The organism is Paenibacillus qinlingensis, assembly GCF_013204845.1.
Taxonomy (GTDB): domain Bacteria; phylum Bacillota; class Bacilli; order Paenibacillales; family NBRC-103111; genus Paenibacillus_E; species Paenibacillus_E qinlingensis.
Genome location: NZ_JABMKY010000002.1, coordinates 7,968 through 28,795, shown reverse-complemented (window position 1 = coordinate 28,795; position 20,828 = coordinate 7,968). Strand labels below are relative to the sequence as shown.

The following is a 20,828-nucleotide window of genomic DNA, read 5'->3' as shown; positions in this document are numbered from 1 at the left end:
CTCTGAATTCCATGACGGGAATTTCAGAGTTTTATTTTTGTTTGCAGATAATCGAAAGTATATTATAAAATACTTATTGATAAAAATAATATACTATAATATACTTTGTATATTCGCGCGGATGTATCATTTTTTTCAATCAACAGGAAGCAAATAATACGTAAGAATTCAGGAAGGAGAAATTGAGAATGCCGAACAAACAAAATAATATAGCCGAATCATCCTCTATAGGGCTGATCATACTTGGCATAATTGTTATTGCAGCTAATTTACGTACTCCCTTAACATCAGTCGGTCCTTTAGTGAGTCTAATAAGGGATGACGTTCATATTTCAAATACATTAGCAGGCCTGATCACAACGGTACCCTTGCTTGCCTTTGCTTTATTATCGCCTCTAGTACCCAAATTAGGACAAAGGTATGGGGTTGAACGTATCATAATGATCGCCTTACTCTTTCTGACTGCAGGTATTGTAATACGCTCTTTATCTGGTGCAGCTAATCTGTTTATTGGGACAGCAATTCTTGGATTCGCAATTGCCGTATGTAATGTATTATTGCCAAGTATAATCAAACGGGATTTCCCAAATAAAATTGGCTCCATGACAGGTGTTTACGCCATTTCAATGAATTTATATGGAGCAATTGCATCGGGAATCAGCGTGCCTCTAGCCGTGAACGCAGGTCTAAAATGGCAGGGAGCATTGGGAATATGGGGGATTCTAAGCTGTGTATCAATCCTCTGTTGGTTACCTCAATTAAGAAATCAAACGAAGCAAACTACCACGACAGGTCAACATATGGCTAGCAACGAAGTGAATGTTTGGCGATCTCCCATTGCCTGGCAAGTAACCTTGTTTATGGGCATACAGTCCATGGTTTTCTATGTGTTGATCGCATGGCTGCCTGAAATTTTAAAGGAGCAAGGAATTGATCCAAACCTATCAGGATGGTACCTTTCGATTATGCAGTTAGTAATGCTTCCGTTTGCCTTTATTGTCCCCGTTATTGCTGGGCGCATGTCTAGCCAACGGATGTTAGTGGTCATTACAACTATTTTGCTTTTGACAGGAACGATTGGACTTCTTTTCGGAAGCTCCAATATGATTCTGATGTGGATCATCATGCTCGGAATTGGTGGAGGCTTCGCCTTTAGTTTGTCCATGATGTTTTTCGGGTTACGTACTGAAAGTGCACATCAAGCGGCGGAACTGTCTGGCATGGCGCAATCGATCGGATATCTTTTTGCCGCAGCCGGTCCTGCTCTTATAGGATATCTGCATGATGTGACAAATAGTTGGAACCTGCCACTTTTCATTCTGCTTGGTGCTGCGGTCTTGCTCTTTTTAGTCGGTATAGGAGCAGCAAGAAACCGTTTTGTAGGTAGCCGGAATAGTTTCGAGCTAGCACGGAAATGAAGATAAATCTGTTTGACAAAATAATGGTGACCATTGATAAAGCTGAAATAACGAACAAACTTATTGTTAATAAAGAGAAGCGAGACTTACGAAATGGCAATTTGTTTGGAATTTGAATTAGTGATAATAAGAGGTACCGTTGCAGAGTATAGATTTGGAAGAGCGACAACCACTCACAATCGATGGCGAACAGAGTATTCGGAAAGATATATTAGTATTATCTTGAACATCACGAGTACGTTTCTAAGGGCGGTTATTACTCATAGTTAATTAACCTAACGAAAGAACGAGAGTGCAATGACAAAACATAAGAAGGCTGCCGACGATCATTGTTCGGCAGCCTTCTCAACTAACGGTAGCATTTGAAAAACTGTTGAATTTAGATGGATTTTAATGTAAAATTAAATCATAAAATGAAACACAGTTTCACATGATGAAACTAATTGAGGTGGTAATAGTATGTCTTTTTTCAAAATATCGATTCATTGCGGGAATTCTTGCTTCAGAAGCGTGTTAAAGTGATGGATGACGATGTACGAGCAGACGAGGGTGTACGAAGATTTTATATGAACGATCCTTTTGGTAATCGACTTGAGTTCCTTGAATGGCTTTAACCAGAAAGATAACGAGTGTTGTAACGTTATTAGTTAGGATTAGACTATATTCTTGGAGGGAGTGGTTCTTAATGAATAGCAAAGAACGTTTTTCGAATCGGGTCGATTCGTATGTGAAGTACCGCCCGAGCTACCCGAAAGAAGCCATAGATTACTTGTACGATATCATAGGATTGAACCTGAATTGTGAAGTAGCGGACATCGGTGCAGGTACAGGCATTTTTTCAGAGTTACTCCTAGAGCGGGGTAGTAATGTGACTGCTGTCGAACCGAATCAGGAGATGCGAGAAGCTGCAGTCAAGAAGCTTGGAGGGGAACAGAATTTTCGCGTTGTGTCGGGATCTGCTGAGATGACAGGACTGCCAAACAAATCTGTAGATTTTATCGTTTGTGCCCAAGCTTTTCACTGGTTTGATCGCAATGCAACGCAATCTGAGTTCAAACGAATTCTGAAGTCAGGTGGGAAGGTAGTTTTGATTTGGAATTCTCGACTTACTCATGGCACCCCGTTTCGGGAAGAGTATGATCGACTACTTCATACTTTCGGCACCGATTACAAAAAAGTTAATCATAAAAACATTTCTAACGAGACCCTAGTCTCCTTTTTCAAGTTAGGGGAAATGCAAGAAGCAAGGTTTACAAACGGACAAAAGTTTGATTTTGAAGGACTGAGCGGCCGACTACTTTCGTCTTCCTACAGTCCAGTACTCGGGGATCCGAGTTACGAAATCATGATGAAGGAACTACGTAATCTGTTTGAACAAAATAAACAGAACGGTAGTGTGTTTATTGAATATGAGACTCAGGTATTTTGGGGCGAGGTTTAGATAGTTGAAGATCAGTTGTTATAATACTACTTAACTTAATTAATAAAGTTAGGAAGCGGTATAATAGTAGGGCGAAAATTCTAAATGGAGGAGTTCGAATATTTAAGTAAAAAAGCCAAAATGTTAGTTGAACAAAGCAGATCGTGCGACGGTCTGCTTTTTCATTGTAACTGCCGGGAGATTGAATATTAGTTTCATTACGCTGTCGAGCAGGATAGTGGGACAAAGGGGATATCATATCATTTGGCGAATGTACAAAGTAATGTAAATTAGATTAATGGTGAAATCTGTGACAGTAAAAGGTATTGAACTAACTGGCAGCATAGCTGAATAAACATCAAAAAAGGCTACTCACACCAGGGTTCAGTGCCTTCTCAGCCAAACGTGCAGTAACGAATGAACTTAAACATTTTCAACGAGAGAGGTAAGAGTTGTCGACAGAATACCCAATCAGATAAAAACCATGCGCATACCCTGAATCATATGAATTCAGGAAGGGTGTCACGAAATGAAAATCATTCGAAAAATTTGTGGAAAATGCCCCATTTCCGTTAATCTGACATTAAAACAACGTCTCACCAAGCTAATCGGATTTGCTTCAGATAATGTTTTTACAATTACAAATGGAAGGTCAATTAACGGAGTAATTCGAAAAGTGGGAAACAAAGCATTTTCACTAAGGGAACTGGATACTAATCAGCTAAGGATAATTCCGTTCAAAAGATTGGCTGATTTCAGATTTGAAATAACAACAGGAGCCGTTCCACTGATAAAAAATGTCGCTGTTATTCATGCGATACAAGCAAGTTTTCTTGCTTTTAATGTAAAAAAGGGGAAAGACTATGTTGAATTTGTTCAAGTTTTTGTGGAACATGACCAACAAACAATTACCATTTTTAATCACATTATCCCTTTAAGTCAAATTGGAAGCATCGAATGCTTACGATTGAAAAGACGATAACTCTTAATTACATGCGAAGTGATTGTTGAACGAACGGGCAGTTTAGTTAAATTTAAAATTATTAAAAAATGGAAATTGTGATAAATTTAGAGTATACAGTGTGCAAAATTAATCCAATTACAGGGGGCATTATGAGAATAAAAATAGGATATATAGTTTTATTGTTATTCTTATTCGGTTGTTCTAAAACTGATACCAGCGTAATGACCAAGGAAAGTCCACAAGTATTATACGAAACCGGAGAGAAAGTTAATGTATTTGAAGGTAGATTCTTATAGTGTTACACACCATAAATGGACATCCGTTTTGAGAAACGGCACAGTCTATTTTTTTTTGAATAAATACGACATGCCAATCTACTTATAGATTTAAAGTTTAAGCACACATTCGGTGATCTCCCAGGAATTTGCTCAGACGCTAGCCACCGAGAACATGCATGTTAAAAAGGAAAATGAAGGAAGGATTATCCTAATCTATGAAGAATTTATTAATCAACACAATTCGACAAAATAGGGAATGAACCAACAAATTTTATGGAGATATATTGCTGGAATATCACTGATATTAATCTTTTGTCCCGAGTCGAACGGCTTCTTCCCTTGATAGGAAAAGTGAAGCGGGATCGAATTGCTAAAGCTAAGCATCCGGAAACGGCTCTTCAGATGTTGGCCGCTGATCTACTACTCCGCTACGTATTATTGGAGAAATTTGATCTTTCTCATACTGAATGCCGCATCGCAGCGGATGAGTTCGGTAAACCCTATTTACTCACGCAGGGCGATATTCATTTCAATATCTCGCATTCGCAGAAATGGGTAGGATGTGTTGTTGATCATGAGCCTGTCGGCATTGATGTGGAATCGGTGCGATCGGTCGACTTAGACGGGATAGCGCGATATTTTTCCACTGTGGAACAGGAATGGTTATACAGCATTGAGCCACATAAACGGTTGAACGCTTTCTATGAGCTGTGGACATGCAAAGAAAGCTATTTGAAGGCTTTGGGGAAGGGGTTGTCGATTCCGCTAAAAAGCTTCAGCATACTCCTGCATAGGAACGGTACAGTGTCGATAATACCCTGCAAGGAAGATAATCGGAAAAGATGGCTTCGCAACTATTCAAATGGATCTGAAATGAAACTTGCCGTATGTGCAAGTCAGCCCGTTTTTCCTTCAAATGTGACGCAAGCGCATACGGAAAGCCTCGTGGGCAAAATGGAGAGTATATTGGCACAATTTGGGGAGGTAGAATGATGAATGTAGGTTTATTTCTTGAAGGAGGAGGCATGCGCGGCATCTATACAGCTGGCGTGCTGGATTATTGGCTCAAGGAGCAGGTCTATTTTCCTAGTGTCTTAACCGTTTCTTCCGGTACATGGGCCGCCACCTCATACTTGTCCCGACAGCCTGGACGCAGCCGTAAATTCATGATGGATTGCGCTACGGATCCGCGTGCGGCAAGCATTCGCAACTGGTTCACCAAGGGCTCTATGTTTGGAATGGATTTTCTGTTTGAGGAGGTGCCGAAAAAGCTGTTGCCTTTTGATTATGACACTTACTTTCAATCCGATCAGCGCTTAATCAGCATCTTGACGGATTTGGAGAGCGGCGGTGCCTTTTTCGCGACGAATCGGGAGACGCAAACTCCTTACGATTTGAAGATGATGCTGGCGGCTTCGATCTCTTTGCCGATTATCGGTAAAGCGGTTAAATGGCAGGGACGGCAGCTGTTTGACGGCGGGGTAGCCAATTCGCTGCCGCTTAGCAAACTGCGGGAAGAAGGGTATGAACGCATCGTTATTGTCCTGAATAAGGAAAGGGGCTACCGGAAGAAATACGACACTTCGGAACGAATTGCCGGAATATTACACCGAAAGCATGCAGCCTTCGTAGATGCGTTAAAGACCAGATACCTTCGATATAACATGGACATGGAAGAAATCGAGCGCTTGGAGGACGAAGGACAGATTTTCGTCATTAGGCCTTCAGAACCTATGCCGATCAGCCGGATGAGTCGCGAGCTTCCTTTGTTGAATAAAGCTTACAGAATGGGATATGCAGATGCCAAACGGGAATTTATTCGAATGATTAAATGGATGGAATATTAAAATAATTCATTTGCGCAACTTCCTTTTAAAGGAAATCGTAGAATGTTGTCGAATATTGTATTTAAATATATTGAAAGTTCAAAAAAATATGATATAAAGGACGGCAAACACTTGCGGGAGCAATTTGATATTGCGGTAGTTGGGGTAAGCGCTTTGTTTCCAGGAGCAGCAGACAATACCTCATTTTGGAGAAATATACTGGAAGGCCGGGACTCCATTACGGATGTGCCGCGTTCGCATTGGCTGATTGACGATTACTATGACCCGGATCCGACTGCACCGGACAAAACGTACTGCAAACGCGGTGGGTTTATTTCGGACGTCACGTTTAATCCGGTGGAGTTTGCCATGCCGCCTCATAATTTGAAGGCAACGGATACAAGCCAGTTGCTGGCTTTGATTGTAGCGAAAAAAGTACTGGAAGATGCATGTCAATCACAATTCAGCAGAATCAACAGGGATAGGACGAGCGTCATTCTAGGCGTAGCGTCAGCAACCGAGCTTGTCGTGCACTTAGGAAGCCGAATTCAGCGTCCTTATTGGGCCAAGGCGCTTCGGGACAGCGGATTTGGGGAGGAAGAGGTCAATCAAATTTGCGATCGTATCGCGAATCTATATGTGCCATGGCAGGAAAGCTCTTTCCCTGGCCTACTCGGTAACGTGGTGGCGGGACGCATTGCGAGTCACTTCGATCTAAAAGGCACGAATACGGTGCTAGACGCCGCATGCGCCAGCTCTCTGTCCGCTTTGTCTTTGGCGGTCATGGAACTCCAAGCCGGTAAATCTGATCTCGTAATTACCGGTGGAGTGGATACGCTGAACGACATCTTCATGTTCATGAGCTTCAGCAAGACACCAGCGTTGTCACCGACAGGCGACTGCCGCCCGTTCTCGGATCAGGCGGACGGAACTATTCTTGGCGAAGGCCTAGGCATGGTGGCGCTGAAACGTCTGAAGGATGCAGAAGCAGATGGAGATGCCATCTACGCGGTTATTAAAGGTATCGGAACCTCTTCGGATGGCAAGTCGAAAAGCATTTACGCTCCTCGCTCGGAAGGACAGGCGATCGCGTTAAGTCGCGCTTATGAAGAAGCCGGTTATGAACCAGAAACGGTTGAACTGGTGGAAGCTCACGGTACGGGAACCAAGGCCGGAGACGCTGCGGAGTTTGCTGGTTTGAGATCGGTTTTCGAGACGGAACACAAAAAGACTTGGTGCGCGCTTGGCTCCGTGAAATCGCAGATCGGCCATACGAAGGCCGCTGCGGGATCAGCTGCATTGTTCAAGGCCGTAGCTGCGCTGCAGCACCGTGTACTACCAGCCACGATAAAGGTGGAGCGTCCCAATCCGAATTTGGATATCGAGAACAGTCCGTTCTATTTGAATACGGAAGCGAGGCCGTGGATCCGTTCCAGCGACCATCCAAGACGAGCTTCTGTCAGTTCATTCGGTTTCGGCGGTAGTAACTTTCACGTGACGTTAGAGGAATATACGAACCCTGGACGGCAGGCGCCGAAATTCAGGACGCTGCCTGCGGAGCTTTTCGTTTACACGGCTAGGGATGGGGCTTTGCTCGGCGAAAGATTGAATCTCCTTGGGACTTCGCTTGCTGAGGTTCCTGAAACTAGCCAAGAGGAACTGTTTCGATTTCTGGCCAAAGACAGCCAAATGAACTATGATGCTGCGCAAGAGGCTCGGGCCGGAATTGTGGCCGGTGACTTGGTGGAACTGCGTGAAAAGCTTTTGAAGGCAGGAGAACGCTTAAGCCATATGCCTGCGGAACCGTATCAGGATGTGGCAGCTGGCGTTTACATTGGCTTTGGGCATAAGGATACTGCGGCATCGGGCCGCATTGCCTTTCTATTTCCGGGTCAGGGCAGCCAATATATCGGCATGGGGAAGGATCTTGCAATTACGTTTGACAGTGTACGAGAAGTTTGGGATGAGGCGGCAGCGCTCGGCCTTCACGAGCTCGTCTTTCCAAAGCCGGCATTTGATGAACGCGCCGTGGCTCAGCAGGTTGAGGCGTTAACCGATACAAGAGCCGCACAGCCGGCGATCGGCTTGGTGAGTTTATCCATGGCTGCATTGATGCGCCAGCTTGGGGTGAAACCGGACGCTGTTGCCGGGCATAGCTTCGGCGAGCTTACTGCTCTTGCCTTTTCCGACGTGATCAGTCCGACGGATCTGCTGCTTGCTGCAAGTAAGCGCGGAGAGCTGATGCATAAGGCAGCAGCCATCCCCGGAGCGATGACGGCTGTGTTTGCCGAGCCAGGACGTGTACAGGCAATTATGGCAGAAGCAGGCGTGAAAGAAGCGAATATCGCCAATTACAACAGTCCCGAGCAGGTTGTCGTCTCCGGAGTTGAGAGCGAATTGGCTTTACTAGAGTCGGCATTGAAAGCCCGGGGCGTTCGTTTTTCACGTTTGCAGGTTGGCTCCGCGTTTCATTCAGCGCTAGTAGCACCGTCCATCGAGCCGTTTCGGACATTCCTCGAGGAAATAACGTTCCAGGCAGGGGGCCAGATACCGGTTTATGCAAACTCGACAGCCGATCGGTATCCTGAAGATTCACAGGAAATGAAAAATGTACTTGCCAGCCAAATCGCCAAACCCGTGCGTTTCGCTGAGCAAATCTCCCGCATGGCGGAACAAGATGTGAAACTGTTCATCGAAGTAGGTCCAGGCAAAACGCTGACTGGATTAGTTAAGCAAATCTTGAAAGATCGTCCAGACGTGCAAGCGGTCGCGATGGATCACAAAAACCGAAACGGTATCGTGTCGCTATGGCACATGCTGGCGCAGTTGGCGGTTCATGGAATCCCGCTTACGTTCTCCGCCCTGTGGAACGGTTACAAGGAGCCGAAAGATCCGAGGGACGAGAAAGTCCCAGCATATACAGTTAAGCTAAACGGGGCCAATTACGGCAAGCCATACCCACCAAAGGATGAACCCGTTTCAGTCCCCTCACAGCCACTTCCGGTGCAAGTTGCCGAGAGCTCATTAAAACCAAGCATAGATAGGCAGGTAAATGATATGAAATCCCAGCAATTTGATGAGCAGCAACCGAAACAGACAGCCCTAAATAATGTGAATCAGACGCAACATATGGCCGTGCCAATGGCCTCGGCGTTACCCGCATCGTACCTCGTTTATTTTCAACGGCAAATGACAGAGGCGCATCTTTCCTTTCAAAAAGCGTTGAGCGACAGCCATCATGCCTATTTGCGTTCCTCGGAAATGATGCTGGCCGCCTTAACAGGGCAAGGCTGGAGCGAACGTCCGGAGCCGGCGAGCTTGGCGATTCCGGATCTAAATCCGATGTTTGGCGCAGCACCTTATATTGCCGCTGACCTAGCTATGCCTATGTATCACTTGCCGGTGCAGACACCAGTTGTTCCGCAGACACCTGCTCCATTTGTGATGCCGCCTGCACCAGCAGTACCCGTTGAAGCCGTACGGGCTATACCAGCAGCACCGGCTCAAATGACCGCTCCATCGCCTTCTCCAGCACCAGTTCAGAGAATGGTTGAAGCACCTCCGTTGACCACGCAACCCGTTGCTGTTGCGTCTGTGCCATCGTCTGCTGTCTCGGTTTCGGTATCGAGCAGCACTCAGGATGTCGAAGCGATCATGTTGAAAGTGGTGGCCGATAAAACCGGCTATCCAGTCGAAATGCTCGATTTGGATGCGGACTTAGAGTCTGGTCTCGGCATTGATTCAATCAAACGGGTCGAGATATTGTCGGCCGTACAAGAGCAATTGGTTGACTGCCCGAGTTTCGATCCTTCGGATATGGCGAGTTTGCATACGCTGCGTGAAATTATCGGTTACTTGGACGGACATGGAAAAAAAAACGGAATTTGACCGCATCCGTAGTTGATTCAGCTCACTCCTTACCACCATTAAATGTACTTCAGCGATTTCATGTCGTAACTGTTCCTGCACCGCTGCCTGGCTTTGAAATCGCAGGTTTGCGAGAGCATCCCGTGTACATCTGGGACGACGGAACCTCGCTGACGGTCACCCTTGCCGGTAAGCTGAAAGCAAATGGAGTGGAAGCAGTAGTAACCTCATCTTTCCCTGAAGGGGCACGGCAAGTAATCTTTCTCGGAATTGCCTATTCGCAGGACGACCGGGAGACTTCATTGGCACTGAACCGAGACGCGTTCCTAGCTGCGAAGCAGGTTGCGCCTGTGATGGAGCGAGATGGCGGTTTTTTCCTTATCGTGCAAGGGCTAGGTGGGGATTTTGGCTTGTCGGGTAACCAAGGAGAACGCGTATGGTCCGCTGGTTTATCTGCACTGGCCAAGACGGCCTCGAAGGAGTGGCCGCTCGCTTTGGTCAAGGCGGTGGATGTCGACCCGACTGCATCCGTAGAATCGTTGGTCGATTGTATAATCAATGAACTGTTCGCAGGCGGTCTTGAAAAAGAAATCGGCTATGGCGCCGATGGCGTGCGCATGGCGTTGGGCATGGAGCTGTCTCCGCAGCAACCTTCCGAAGGGAGCACTCTCCTGCCTCACGATGTCGTGCTGGTGTCTGGAGGAGCTCGCGGAGTTACATCGGATTCGCTGATTGCTCTCGCCGAGCAAGTTCCGTTGCGGTTTATCCTACTCGGCCGTACTGCGCTCGAAGATCCGGTAGAGGGTATCAGCGGCACAGAATCGGAGCAAGAACTGTCGAAGCTTCTGTTTGAACGCGCTCGTGAGCGCGGTGAATCATTGACGCCGATTGCGCTCAAGAAACTCATACAGCAACTGCGCTCGGCACAGGAAGTGCGCGAAACCATAAGACGACTTGAGCATACAGGTTCCCTCGTACAGTATGTGCCTGTCGATATTACGGACAAGGCGGCGCTGCAGGATGCGCTTGCCCCAGTTCGATTGGCGTGGGGCGGGATTCAAGGAATCGTACATGGGGCTGGCATACTTGCCGATAAGCGTTTGAAAGATAAGAAGCCTGAGCAATTCGATCAGGTGTTTGCCACCAAGGTTCAAGGTTTGCAGACACTGCTAGAAGTTACGCAAGGTGATAATTTGAAGCTGATTGTGATGTTTTCTTCAGTTGCTGCTAGAGAAGGCAATGTAGGCCAGAGTGACTATGCCATGGCAAATGAAATTTTGAACCGTGTTGCCCGTCAATTGAAAAAACGACATGGACGGGCCATTGTCAAATCGCTGAACTGGGGGCCGTGGGATGGCGGCATGGTCACAGAGTCGCTGCGTAAGCATTTTCAGTCGCAAGGCATTGCGTTGATTCCCAAAGATGCGGGTTCCCAGCTATTTGCCAATGAAGCCTATACGGTCAATCCAGACGACGTGGAGATTGTCATCGGCGGTATTTCCGCTGAAACGCCGTCATTTATTTCCAATCAGCAGCGAACATTTCGTATGAATTTGCTGGTGGACACAGTGGTGTATCCGTTTCTTCAGGATCATGTCATTGGCGAAGCGGCGGTAATTCCAATCGTATGGGTCCAAGAGTGGATGCACCGCCTTTCGCAAAGCTTATACCCCGATTTAGTTGTCTCAAGCATCACCGATCTGCGTGTCTTAAAAGGCGTTCGTTTAGATCCAGTGGGATGCCCGTCGGTCATGCTTTCATTTTCAGGGACGGAGACGTATAACGCAGAAGACCGGTCCATCCGGCTGAAACTGACAGTAGTGGATGAACAGGGGACCTTGCATTACTCGGGTGAATCGGTGCTGCTTAGCCGCTATGAAGTGCGTCCTTTGTCTGCTGGTGCGTTGGAACAACCCTCGGAAGAGTGGTCGTTGCGTTCGGAAATGATTTACGGTGAGTACTTGTTTCATGGTCCGGCTTTTCAGGAGATTCAAAAACTGGATGCATGTGACGGGGAACAAGCGACCGCTACGTTGCGCGTTAATCTTGCAGATGCCCACTCGTCGACAGCGCCGATGATGCTGGACGGGGGCTTGCAGCTTGTTCGGTTATGGGGGTATCAGCACTATGCACGCCCATCTCTGCCAATGAGGATCGGACGTTCATCTTGGCGCGCCACTGGTCACGCAAACGGGCAGGAGCTGAGCTGCCGAATTCGAGTGAGGCGGCAAAGTGAGAGCAAGCTGGTGGCGGATGCCACGTTTATGGACAGCTTGGGCGAATGCGTCGTGCTTATGGAAGAGATTGAGATGTATTTCATTGATGAAAGGCGGAACGTATGAAATCCTTTGAACCGATAGCCATAGTAGGAATGGGCTGCGTATTTCCTGATGCCTTTAACCCAGATCAATTCTGGGAAGGCTTGAAGGAGAATCGGAACTTGTTGTCCGACGCGGATGCGGAGACGTTTCGCGTCGCAATGCCCTATGCTGTGGCAGACGAGACGGGCGCGAAGTGGCCGGTAAAGGGCGGGTACATCCGCCACTTTCCGGCATGCGGCCCGCGAACAGAACCGCAGCTGCAGTGGTCGCTTGCCTCCGCACAGCAAGCATTGACAGGTGTTCAACGGACGGGGATTCATTCGGACAGACAAGGGCTCATCATGGGCAATTTGTCGCTACCAACTCGTTCGTTCGCCCGTTATGCCGAGTCCGTTTGGACGAATGAGGCTTCATGGCTTGGTCAATCGCCCCAGAAATGCCTGACGGAGCCGATGGACCGATTGATGTCCGGGTATCCAGCGCATTATGTAGCTGAGCAGTTAGGGCTAACGGGGTCTGCCTTCTGCCTGGATGCCGCTTGCGCATCATCGCTGTATGCGATCAAGCTGGCTTGTGATCGTTTGCAGCTTGGGAAAGCCGATTTGATGCTTGCGGGCGCCGTCAACGGTACGGACCCGCTGTTTTTACATATCGGCTTCCGGGCACTGAAGGCGCTATCGCTCAGCGGTCAAAGTCGTCCCTTTCATCCACAGGCGGACGGACTAGTACCGGCGGAAGGAGCCGGTTTCGTTGCATTAAAACGACTTAGCGATGCAGAAGCTTCGGGAGATCGGATTCTCGCCGTCATTCGCGGCATCGGCTTGTCTAACGACGGCGGTAGCGGTAGCTTGATGGCGCCTTCGGCATACGGCCAGCAGTTAGCTATGCGCAAGGCGTATCAGTCGGCAGGCATCGAGCCTGCTCAGGTCTCATACGTCGAATGCCATGCCACCGGCACACCAGTCGGGGATGCGATTGAAATTGGCAGTATGAAGGATCTTTTTGCCGAAACTGCCAGCAAACCTGCGATCGGATCGTTGAAATCGAATGTGGGTCACCTGATGACAGCCTCCGGAATCGCTTCTATTATAAAGGTCATTAAAGGAATGGAACACAGCATCATACCCGCTACCTTGCACCTTGACGACGCTCTTCCTGACGCTCAGGCAGAGCGTTCCTTTCGTATTGTGAACAAGAATGAGACATGGAGGACAAATGGAGCCAAAATCGCTGCGGTGAACAGCTTCGGCTTTGGCGGCAACAACGCTCATCTGATTCTTGAAGAATATACAGGCCCAGAAATGTTGAAACATACGGGTTCAAAAAGCAAGACGGCAACAACGCCGCAAATTGACATAAAGGCAAGCGCTTTGGTTACGCCTATTGCTGTAGTAGGGATCGGAGTTATAACGAATCAGTGTAATCATGTGGAGGATCTCCTTGAGCAGTTGCTTCATGGAAAAACAGTATCAGCGCACCCGATTGCGGTTTGGGGCGAACGGTTTGCCTTTCCTCCGAACGACCTCCGTAAAGCGCTTCCCCAGCAATTGATGATGCTAGGAGCCGTGCATGAAGCGCTTTGTGGTGTCGGGCAGATTCCTCCGGATAACACCGGCTACTTTGTTGGCATGCAATGTGACAGCGATATCGCTCGTCATATTGCCCGCATTCGCGTTCAAGACTGGGCTAGGCTTTGGGCGGAGCAAGAAGGCGAAGAGCTGAATGACGAATGGATAGATCTCCTGAAAAATGCCTTTGCGAGTAAGCTGGATGGTGCGACCGTCCTTGGTCTCCTGCCGAATATTCCCGCGAACCGGTTGAATAAACAGTATCAATCGTCTGGACCTGGATTTACCGTGTCATCCGAGCAACTGTCCGGCATACGGGCATTGGAAATCGCAATGACGGCGCTTAGGACAGGTGAATTAGATGCCGCTGTTGTCGGAGCGGTAGATGCGAGTGCGGAGCCCGTCCAGCAGGCGGCGCTAAAGGCCTTGTTGGGCGAAGCTGTGGCAAACGCTAGCGGTGACGCTGCGGTAGCACTAGTACTCAAAAGACTGTCGGATGCAGAAGCACAAGGTGATGACATTTTGGCCGTGCTTTCAGGTGAGGTGGAAGCCTCGATAAATGATGTGAAAGTGGACACTCCTACAGTGTCCGATTCGCGCTCCCCATGGTCAGGGTTGCCGATCGGGTATGCCCATGCGGCTTCGGGGCTAGTCGAAGTGATGGGAGCTGCCTTGTCCTGCGCCTGCGGGGTCCGCCTGGATAACATTCGACAGCAGCTTGATCCGTCCGGTATAGATGTGCGCGTCGAAGCTATCGGTGGTCAGCTATCTTCCCTTAGAGTCGAGCCTTACTCTTCTGAGTCACCTTTTCACCTGTTTACGTGTATGGCGCCGGATAAAGAAGCGTTGATTCAACGACTCCGAAGCCACCAAAGTGGCGGTGATGGGGGGATCCGGGTTGCTATCGCTGGTTCTAACCGACTACAACTGAAGCTGCGCATGAGACAAGCGCTCCAACTCTTCGAGTCTGGGTGTGAACCAGATTCTTTGAAAGCTTCGGGTATCAGCTTTAGCTCTCGATCGATTCAAGGTGAACTGGCTATCGTGTACACGGGGGCGGCTGCGGCTTACATGGGTATGGGGGCCGAATGGTTCCCAGCATTTCCGAACTCTTATGATCGGACCGTCGAACGATTCGGAACCGCCATGAAGCATGTTAAGCGAGTGCTGGACGCCCAGCGGATAGGTCGCGTAACCCCATTTGAAAAGCTTTGCGCCGCAAGCTTTCTATGCCATTTTCACACGGCTGTCAGCCGAGATGTGCTGGGTCTGAAGCCCGCAGCTGTCATCGGTTTATCCTCAGGAGAAACAAACGCGTTGTCCTGCTGGGGAGCGTGGGATTCAGCTGAAGGGCTGTTCGCCGACCTGGAGGCTGAAGAAGTGTATACCCGCTGGCTGGCTGGCGAGAATGCTGTGTTAGCTGATCAATGGGGAGCGGAGAATGCCTGCTGGGTGAACTGGCGCTTGCTGCATCCGGTAACGCTGGTGCAACGGGCAACGGCGGAAGACCCCGAGGTTGAAGTGACAACCATTCATACGGACGGGGATTGCGTTATCGGTGGTCATCCTGATGCCTGTAAAAGGCTAATCGAGAAGCTTGGAAAGCCGGTGGCACTCCCTTTAGAATATGACATGGTTATTCATACTGCTATGTGCCAGCCGTTTGCCGAGACATGGCGGAAGATACATCGCAGGCCGACGACACAGGTTGAAGACATTCGATTTTACAGTTGTTCAACATATGATCACTATCGCCCGGAAATGGATGCAAGTGCCGATGCGTTGACACGTATGGCCACCCAGCCAATCGACTTTCGTAAGCTAATTCTCAAAGCTTATGAGGACGGTGTGCGCGTGTTCATAGAGCACGGTCCCCGCAACGTCTGTTCCGGCTGGATCAAGGAAATTCTCGGTGAGCGAGAACATGTCGCAATTGCGTTCGATCATGCAGGGAAAAACTTCCTAGAGCAGTGGGCTCACGTGCTCGCTCAACTGGCCGCAGCAGGGATTGCGGTTGACAGCAGTTTGTATAGGGAATACGACGGGAAGGAGTACCCGATGAAATCTTTAATGACAGTTCCCCTACATGCGGAGGCGATTGTACTACCTGAACCTCCGGCTCGGGCATATCCGCTCCCGCCGGCACCATCTCTGCCTCGTGTGCTCGACCTATATGCACAGGAAGCAGATGAGGTTCGTGCGTCGATGACTTCGCTGCACGGTCAACAGCAGCAGCCCGCAGCCGTTTTGGCTGCTGCGGGCAAATCTTCTACTGAAGGGGCAGGCTACAAAGGCCCGCTGCTGCATGACATTTTGCAGCTTCATCAAGAGGTAAGCCGTGCTCATCAAAGCTATGTCATGCAGATGAGTCAGGTTTATCAATCGTACTTGCATGCAGCCAGCGGTGGAAGGCAGAGAGTCCGTGCTTCCGAGGTCCATATGCCATTCCATCCGGTTAGGACGACAAACGAAGAGGTTTCAGCCGTATCGGTATGGCAGCAGGCCATACTGGAAACGGCGGCAGCCGCAGCGCCAGCAGATGCAGAACCCGCCGAAACGCCTTCGCGTGAGGGACAGTTGCAAGAGAGCCGGCCACTACCGGCCTTTGACCGTGGGCAGCTCAAGGTACTAGCGTCTGGCCGTATCTCTGATGTGTTTGGTCCGTTGTTCGTTAAACAGGACGGCTACGAAATTCAGGTGCGCATGCCAGAGCCTCCATTGCTGCTGGCCGACCGGGTAACTGGCATCGAAGGGGAGCCAGGTGTGCTCGGCAAAGGCACGATTTGGACGGAAACCGACGTTCAACAGGAGGCCTGGTACCTACATCAGGGCCGTATGCCATTCGGTATTCTAGTTGAATCCGGTCAGGCGGATTTGCTGCTTGTGTCATGGCAGGGCATCGATTTCCACAATCAGGGACAGCGTATGTACCGACTGCTTGGCTGCGAGCTGACCTTTTTCGGTCCGCTTCCTCAGCCTGGAGAGACGTTGCGTTACGAGATTCATATTGATGGGCATGCGCAGCTTGGCGACACGCGGATTTTCTTTTTCCACTACGACCTTTATGTGGAGGATGTCTGCCGGATGTCGATGCGCGGAGGACAAGCGGGATTTTTTAGCTGGCAAGAGCTTCAAACCTCGAAGGGTGTCTTATGGAATGCGGAAACGGGAGAGTGTCTGGACGCGTCTCAAGCGCGTGTCGATGCGCCATCCGTATTGTGCGAACAGAAGCAATTTTCCCAAGATCAGTTAATCGCCTTCTCAGAAGGGCGGCTTTCAGACTGCTTCGGACCCGCATTCCGCTTCGCGGATACCCATGTGCGGTCGCCTCGCATCCAAGACGGACAGATGTTGCTTCTACAGCGAGTAACGGAGTTCGACAGCCATGGCGGACCATGGGAACGAGGTTACTTAGCGGCGGAAACGACTTTGCAGGGGAACGAATGGTTTTTCCCATGCCATTTCAAGGGTGACCCGGCGATGCCTGGTACGCTTATGCTCGAGGGCTGCATTCAGGCGATGTCGTTTTATTTGAGCGCGCTCGGCTATACGCTGAACAAAGACGGTTGGAGATTCGAACCTTCAACTGGTGATCTGTTCAAAATGGTGTGCCGTGGGCAAATCACGCCGGAGTCCCGTCATTTGATCTACGAGGTGTTTGTCGAAGAAGTTTGGGATGGCCCCATTCCGACACTATATGCCGATGTACTGCTTACTGTTGACGGGCTAAAAGCTTTCCATTGCCGCCGACTTGGTCTCAAGCTGCTTCCGGACTACCCGCTGGATGAGCGTTACCAGCTTCTGGAGGAAGTGAAACGAAAGCCAGGGGGCTATGTCTATAACGGATTTACATTTGATTATGCGTCACTGCTAGCCTGTGCTTGGGGCAAGCCGTCCGAAGCCTTCGGTCCGAAATATATCGAGTTCGACGGCCTCCGCAGCTTACCGCGTTTGCCTGGCCCACCGTATCATTTCATGAGCCGGATTCACCATATTGAGGGGGACCTGGATCGGTATAAGGACGTTGTCATTGAAGCGGAGTATGACATCCCTCTGCAAGACGAATGGTATTTTTCCGCTAATCCATCGTCGACGATGCCGGTTAGTGTGCTGATGGAAGCGGCACTACAACCTTGCGGTTGGTTGACTGCGCTTATCGGCATTCCGCTCACCTGTGAGAAGGACTTATCCTTCCGCAACTTGGATGGCAAAGGAACCATGCACCAAGCACTTGTGTCAGGTGGACAACCACTGCGGACGCGTGTGAAACTGTTATCCGTATCGCGCATGGGCAACACGTACATTGAAGCTTTCGAGGTTACTTGTACGCAGGATGGCCGTCCGATTTTTGATATGCATACGGTGTTTGGTCATTTCCCTCATGCAGATTTGGCCAGCCAAGCTGGACTTCCATCGTCGGAGTCAGAGCGAGAGATGTTAGTCTTTCATAATTCAGATTACGATTTGATGGACGTTGAAGTGAACCGCGAGACGCTCCGCGGATTGTTTCCAGAAGCTCCCTTGCTGATGATCGACCGCATCACTGGCTACATACCGGTTGGCGGACGGCACGGGGCAGGATGCGTGATTGCGGAGAAAACGGTTCTGGAATCGGCCTGGTTCTTCAAAGCCCATTTCTATGAAGACCCGGTTCAGCCTGGATCTCTTGGCATCGAAGCGATGCTTCAAACCTTGCAATGGTACATGCTCGCAGAGCGATTGGACCAAGGCATGCGCGATCCGGCTTTCGAGCCGATGGCGACGGGCGTAGAGTTGGAGTGGAAATATCGTGGTCAGGTCCTTCCCAAAAATAATACCGTAAACGTGCTGCTTCAAGTGAAGGAAACTGTACGTGAAAAGGATAGTATACTCGTATTGGCGGAAGCCTCGCTGTGGGTTGACGGCATGAAAATTTATGAAGCATCCCGAGTTGGTATGCGTCTTACCGATCGTGCCGCCGATCAAGCTGTCTGGATAGATCCGGAGCAGGAAACCTGGCTTGTCGATCACTGTCCAACGCACTCGGTTGCAGCGTATCCCTTTATGTTTATGGCTGATCTGATCGCTTGCCGTGTGAAGGAAACGTATCCAGATCAAGTCATTATCGGCATGAGCGAGGTACAGGTGCATCGTTGGCTCGTATGCGAGACGAAACAGAAGCTAATCGTTGAACTTGAGCTAGTTCACCCTTCGGTATACCACGCAGTCATCTCGGTTTGGCGAGAGGCGAGCAAAGCTGCACTTTCCCGTTATGAACCGCTCATGACAGCAGAGGTACGGCTAGGACAGCAATATGAAGCAGGGAATTGGAAGAGGTCCATTGACGAACTGGCGCAGCCAAGAGAGGTAGGGGATCCGTATCAGCAAAATCTGCTATTCCACGGCCCAAGCCTGCAAGCGGTGCGTGAACTGACTTACGGGGATAACGGGTCGTCGGTCCGCATTGCCTCGAGCCCTGGCGTAGTCCCTTTAGGTGTACTTAATCCTGTTCTGCTCGACGCGTTGACGCATGCAATTCCCCACGAGACACTCAGCTTGTGGTCGCAAGATGCGTTGCCGGACACGATTGCCTATCCGTATCAGTTGACTGAAGCGTGCTTTTTCGCGACAGTTCCGAGTGAGGGTAGCGTCAATGCTGAAGTACGCTTCGCCGGTTTCAGGGACGAAAATCCTCGCTTTCCTCAATTTGTGATTCGAGTGGAGCAAGACGGAAGACCGATTATGGAGCTGATGCTCACGGAAATTTGCTTTCCCAAAGGGAAACTCGGCCGTTTGAATCCGGCGGATCGCAAGCAGTTTTTGCTGGGGCAGGGATTTGTTGAAGAGGCTCAGCTTTCGGAGGAGAAGAAGCGAAACGGTGATGGTGAAGGGATCTTGCTTGTTCTCACAGTCGATATGTTTAAACAGCAAAACTGGCTTCCCGGCACTTTGGAAAAGGTATATAGGCTGCCGGACACTCTGACCGACCAAGGCAAAGTTAAGCTACTTCTCATCAAAGAGCTAGCAGCCCGTTCGTTTCACTACCATCCAGCTGAGATCACCGTAGAGGAAGTTAATGACAGTGAGGCAGTTGCTTACCCATCGGCAACCCCATTCCGACGGATGACCATACGCGTTGAGAAGCACGAAAAAGGATTCGCGGTCAGCCAATTGGAATCTGAGATGCCGGAATTCACCGTTGATGCAGTGAAATCGTATTGGCAGGAGACGCTTGGACAGGGACAATGGCTCATAGGTGATCTTTTTCAAGGATTGGGACAGCAATTTGTGGGGGATTACCAGCTCGATGATCCAGAGGCGTTCCAGGCTATGCTGAAGCTGGATCGGCCGGCGCTCTATTTGGCCAATCATCAGACCGCTATCGAGTCGTTGCTGTTTATTTATATGACCGCAGCCCTAACGAAGCGTCCGATGAGCGCCATTGCGAAAGCGGAGCATAGCGAAACGTGGATCGGACGTCTCCTATCAAAAGTCGGAGAGTATCCTGGATTGCCCGCTTTTATCCGTATGTTTTATTTCGACAGGTCTAACCAGTCGTCGATGCTTGAGTTAATGAAAGACTTAAAGGGTCAAATATTAGGCGAAGGCCTGTCAATGCTGGTGCATCTGGAAGGCACTCGTGCGCTGCAAGCGGGTCAGCCCGTGAGCAAAATCAGCTCGGTATTTCTCGATCTGGCTTTGGAACTCGATCTTCCGATCGTGCCCGTGCGTTTCGCGCAAGGATTGCCGCTGATTCCATTAGAGCATCGGACGGAATTTCCGTATCGTTACGGGAAACAAACGTTTCATTTGGGACGGCCGATTCTTCCGGAGCAGTTGAAGAGTCTCTCTTACGCGGATCGCACGAAATTCCTTCTTGATAAGCTGAATGCAGTCGGAGGGGCTGTGCAAGATGAGCAAGAACCTGCTGGTGACTGCGAATTCGCCTCTGAAGTTCGGATCAGGCTCGATACAGGCCGTATAGAGGAACCTTATGCTGTTCTTCAGCAAGTTCTCCTGAACCACAGTTCGCCTTCACAGGAGACTGTTTGGTTACTTGGCGAGGAATCTGGGGACGTGAAACGGCAAGTGGAGAACGTGTCCACTGTTGCCGGCGCTTGGCTTCAAGACTTTAGAAATTGGTTGTACCGCAAGGAGCAAGAATGAACCAAACAAAGAAGGGAAGA

The 20,828-nt window shown here is 49.4% G+C and carries 8 protein-coding genes; all 8 read left to right on the top strand.

What is annotated here, in order from left to right:
• Positions 1-188: 188 nt before the first annotated feature.
• The 8 genes from HQN88_RS03710 (at position 189) to HQN88_RS03675 (ending at position 20,808) form a co-directional block, all read left to right on the top strand.
• Positions 189-1,418: a CynX/NimT family MFS transporter gene (locus HQN88_RS03710; protein WP_173108904.1), complete on the top strand. Its 1,230-nt coding sequence runs from the start codon at positions 189-191 to the stop codon at positions 1,416-1,418.
• Between the two features lie 685 nt (positions 1,419-2,103).
• Positions 2,104-2,859 carry a class I SAM-dependent methyltransferase gene (locus HQN88_RS03705; RefSeq protein WP_173108903.1) on the top strand — a complete coding sequence of 252 codons (756 nt, stop codon included), beginning with the start codon at positions 2,104-2,106 and terminating at the stop codon, positions 2,857-2,859.
• Positions 2,860-3,367: 508 nt separating this feature from the next.
• Positions 3,368-3,820, top strand: coding sequence for a hypothetical protein (locus HQN88_RS03700; RefSeq protein ID WP_173108902.1), 453 nt, complete (start codon positions 3,368-3,370; stop codon positions 3,818-3,820).
• Positions 3,821-4,353: 533 nt separating this feature from the next.
• A complete protein-coding gene (locus HQN88_RS03695; protein ID WP_420874464.1) occupies positions 4,354-5,073 on the top strand; it encodes a 4'-phosphopantetheinyl transferase family protein in 720 nt (239 codons plus the stop codon).
• Positions 5,070-5,927 carry a patatin-like phospholipase family protein gene (locus HQN88_RS03690; protein WP_173108900.1) on the top strand — a complete coding sequence of 286 codons (858 nt, stop codon included), beginning with the start codon at positions 5,070-5,072 and terminating at the stop codon, positions 5,925-5,927. The genes HQN88_RS03695 and HQN88_RS03690 overlap by 4 nt, the downstream gene beginning before the upstream one ends.
• Positions 5,928-5,969: 42 nt before the next feature.
• On the top strand, positions 5,970-9,794 hold the full coding sequence (locus tag HQN88_RS03685; protein WP_173108899.1) for a type I polyketide synthase: 3,825 nt from the start codon (positions 5,970-5,972) through the stop codon (positions 9,792-9,794).
• Entirely contained in the window at positions 9,791-12,115 is a 2,325-nt protein-coding gene (locus HQN88_RS03680; protein ID WP_173108898.1) for an SDR family NAD(P)-dependent oxidoreductase, read from the top strand. The genes HQN88_RS03685 and HQN88_RS03680 overlap by 4 nt, the downstream gene beginning before the upstream one ends.
• Complete coding sequence (locus HQN88_RS03675; RefSeq protein WP_173108897.1) at positions 12,112-20,808, top strand: beta-ketoacyl synthase N-terminal-like domain-containing protein; 8,697 nt, start codon at positions 12,112-12,114, stop codon at positions 20,806-20,808. Before HQN88_RS03680 ends, HQN88_RS03675 begins: the two co-directional genes overlap by 4 nt.
• Positions 20,809-20,828 lie beyond the last annotated feature (20 nt).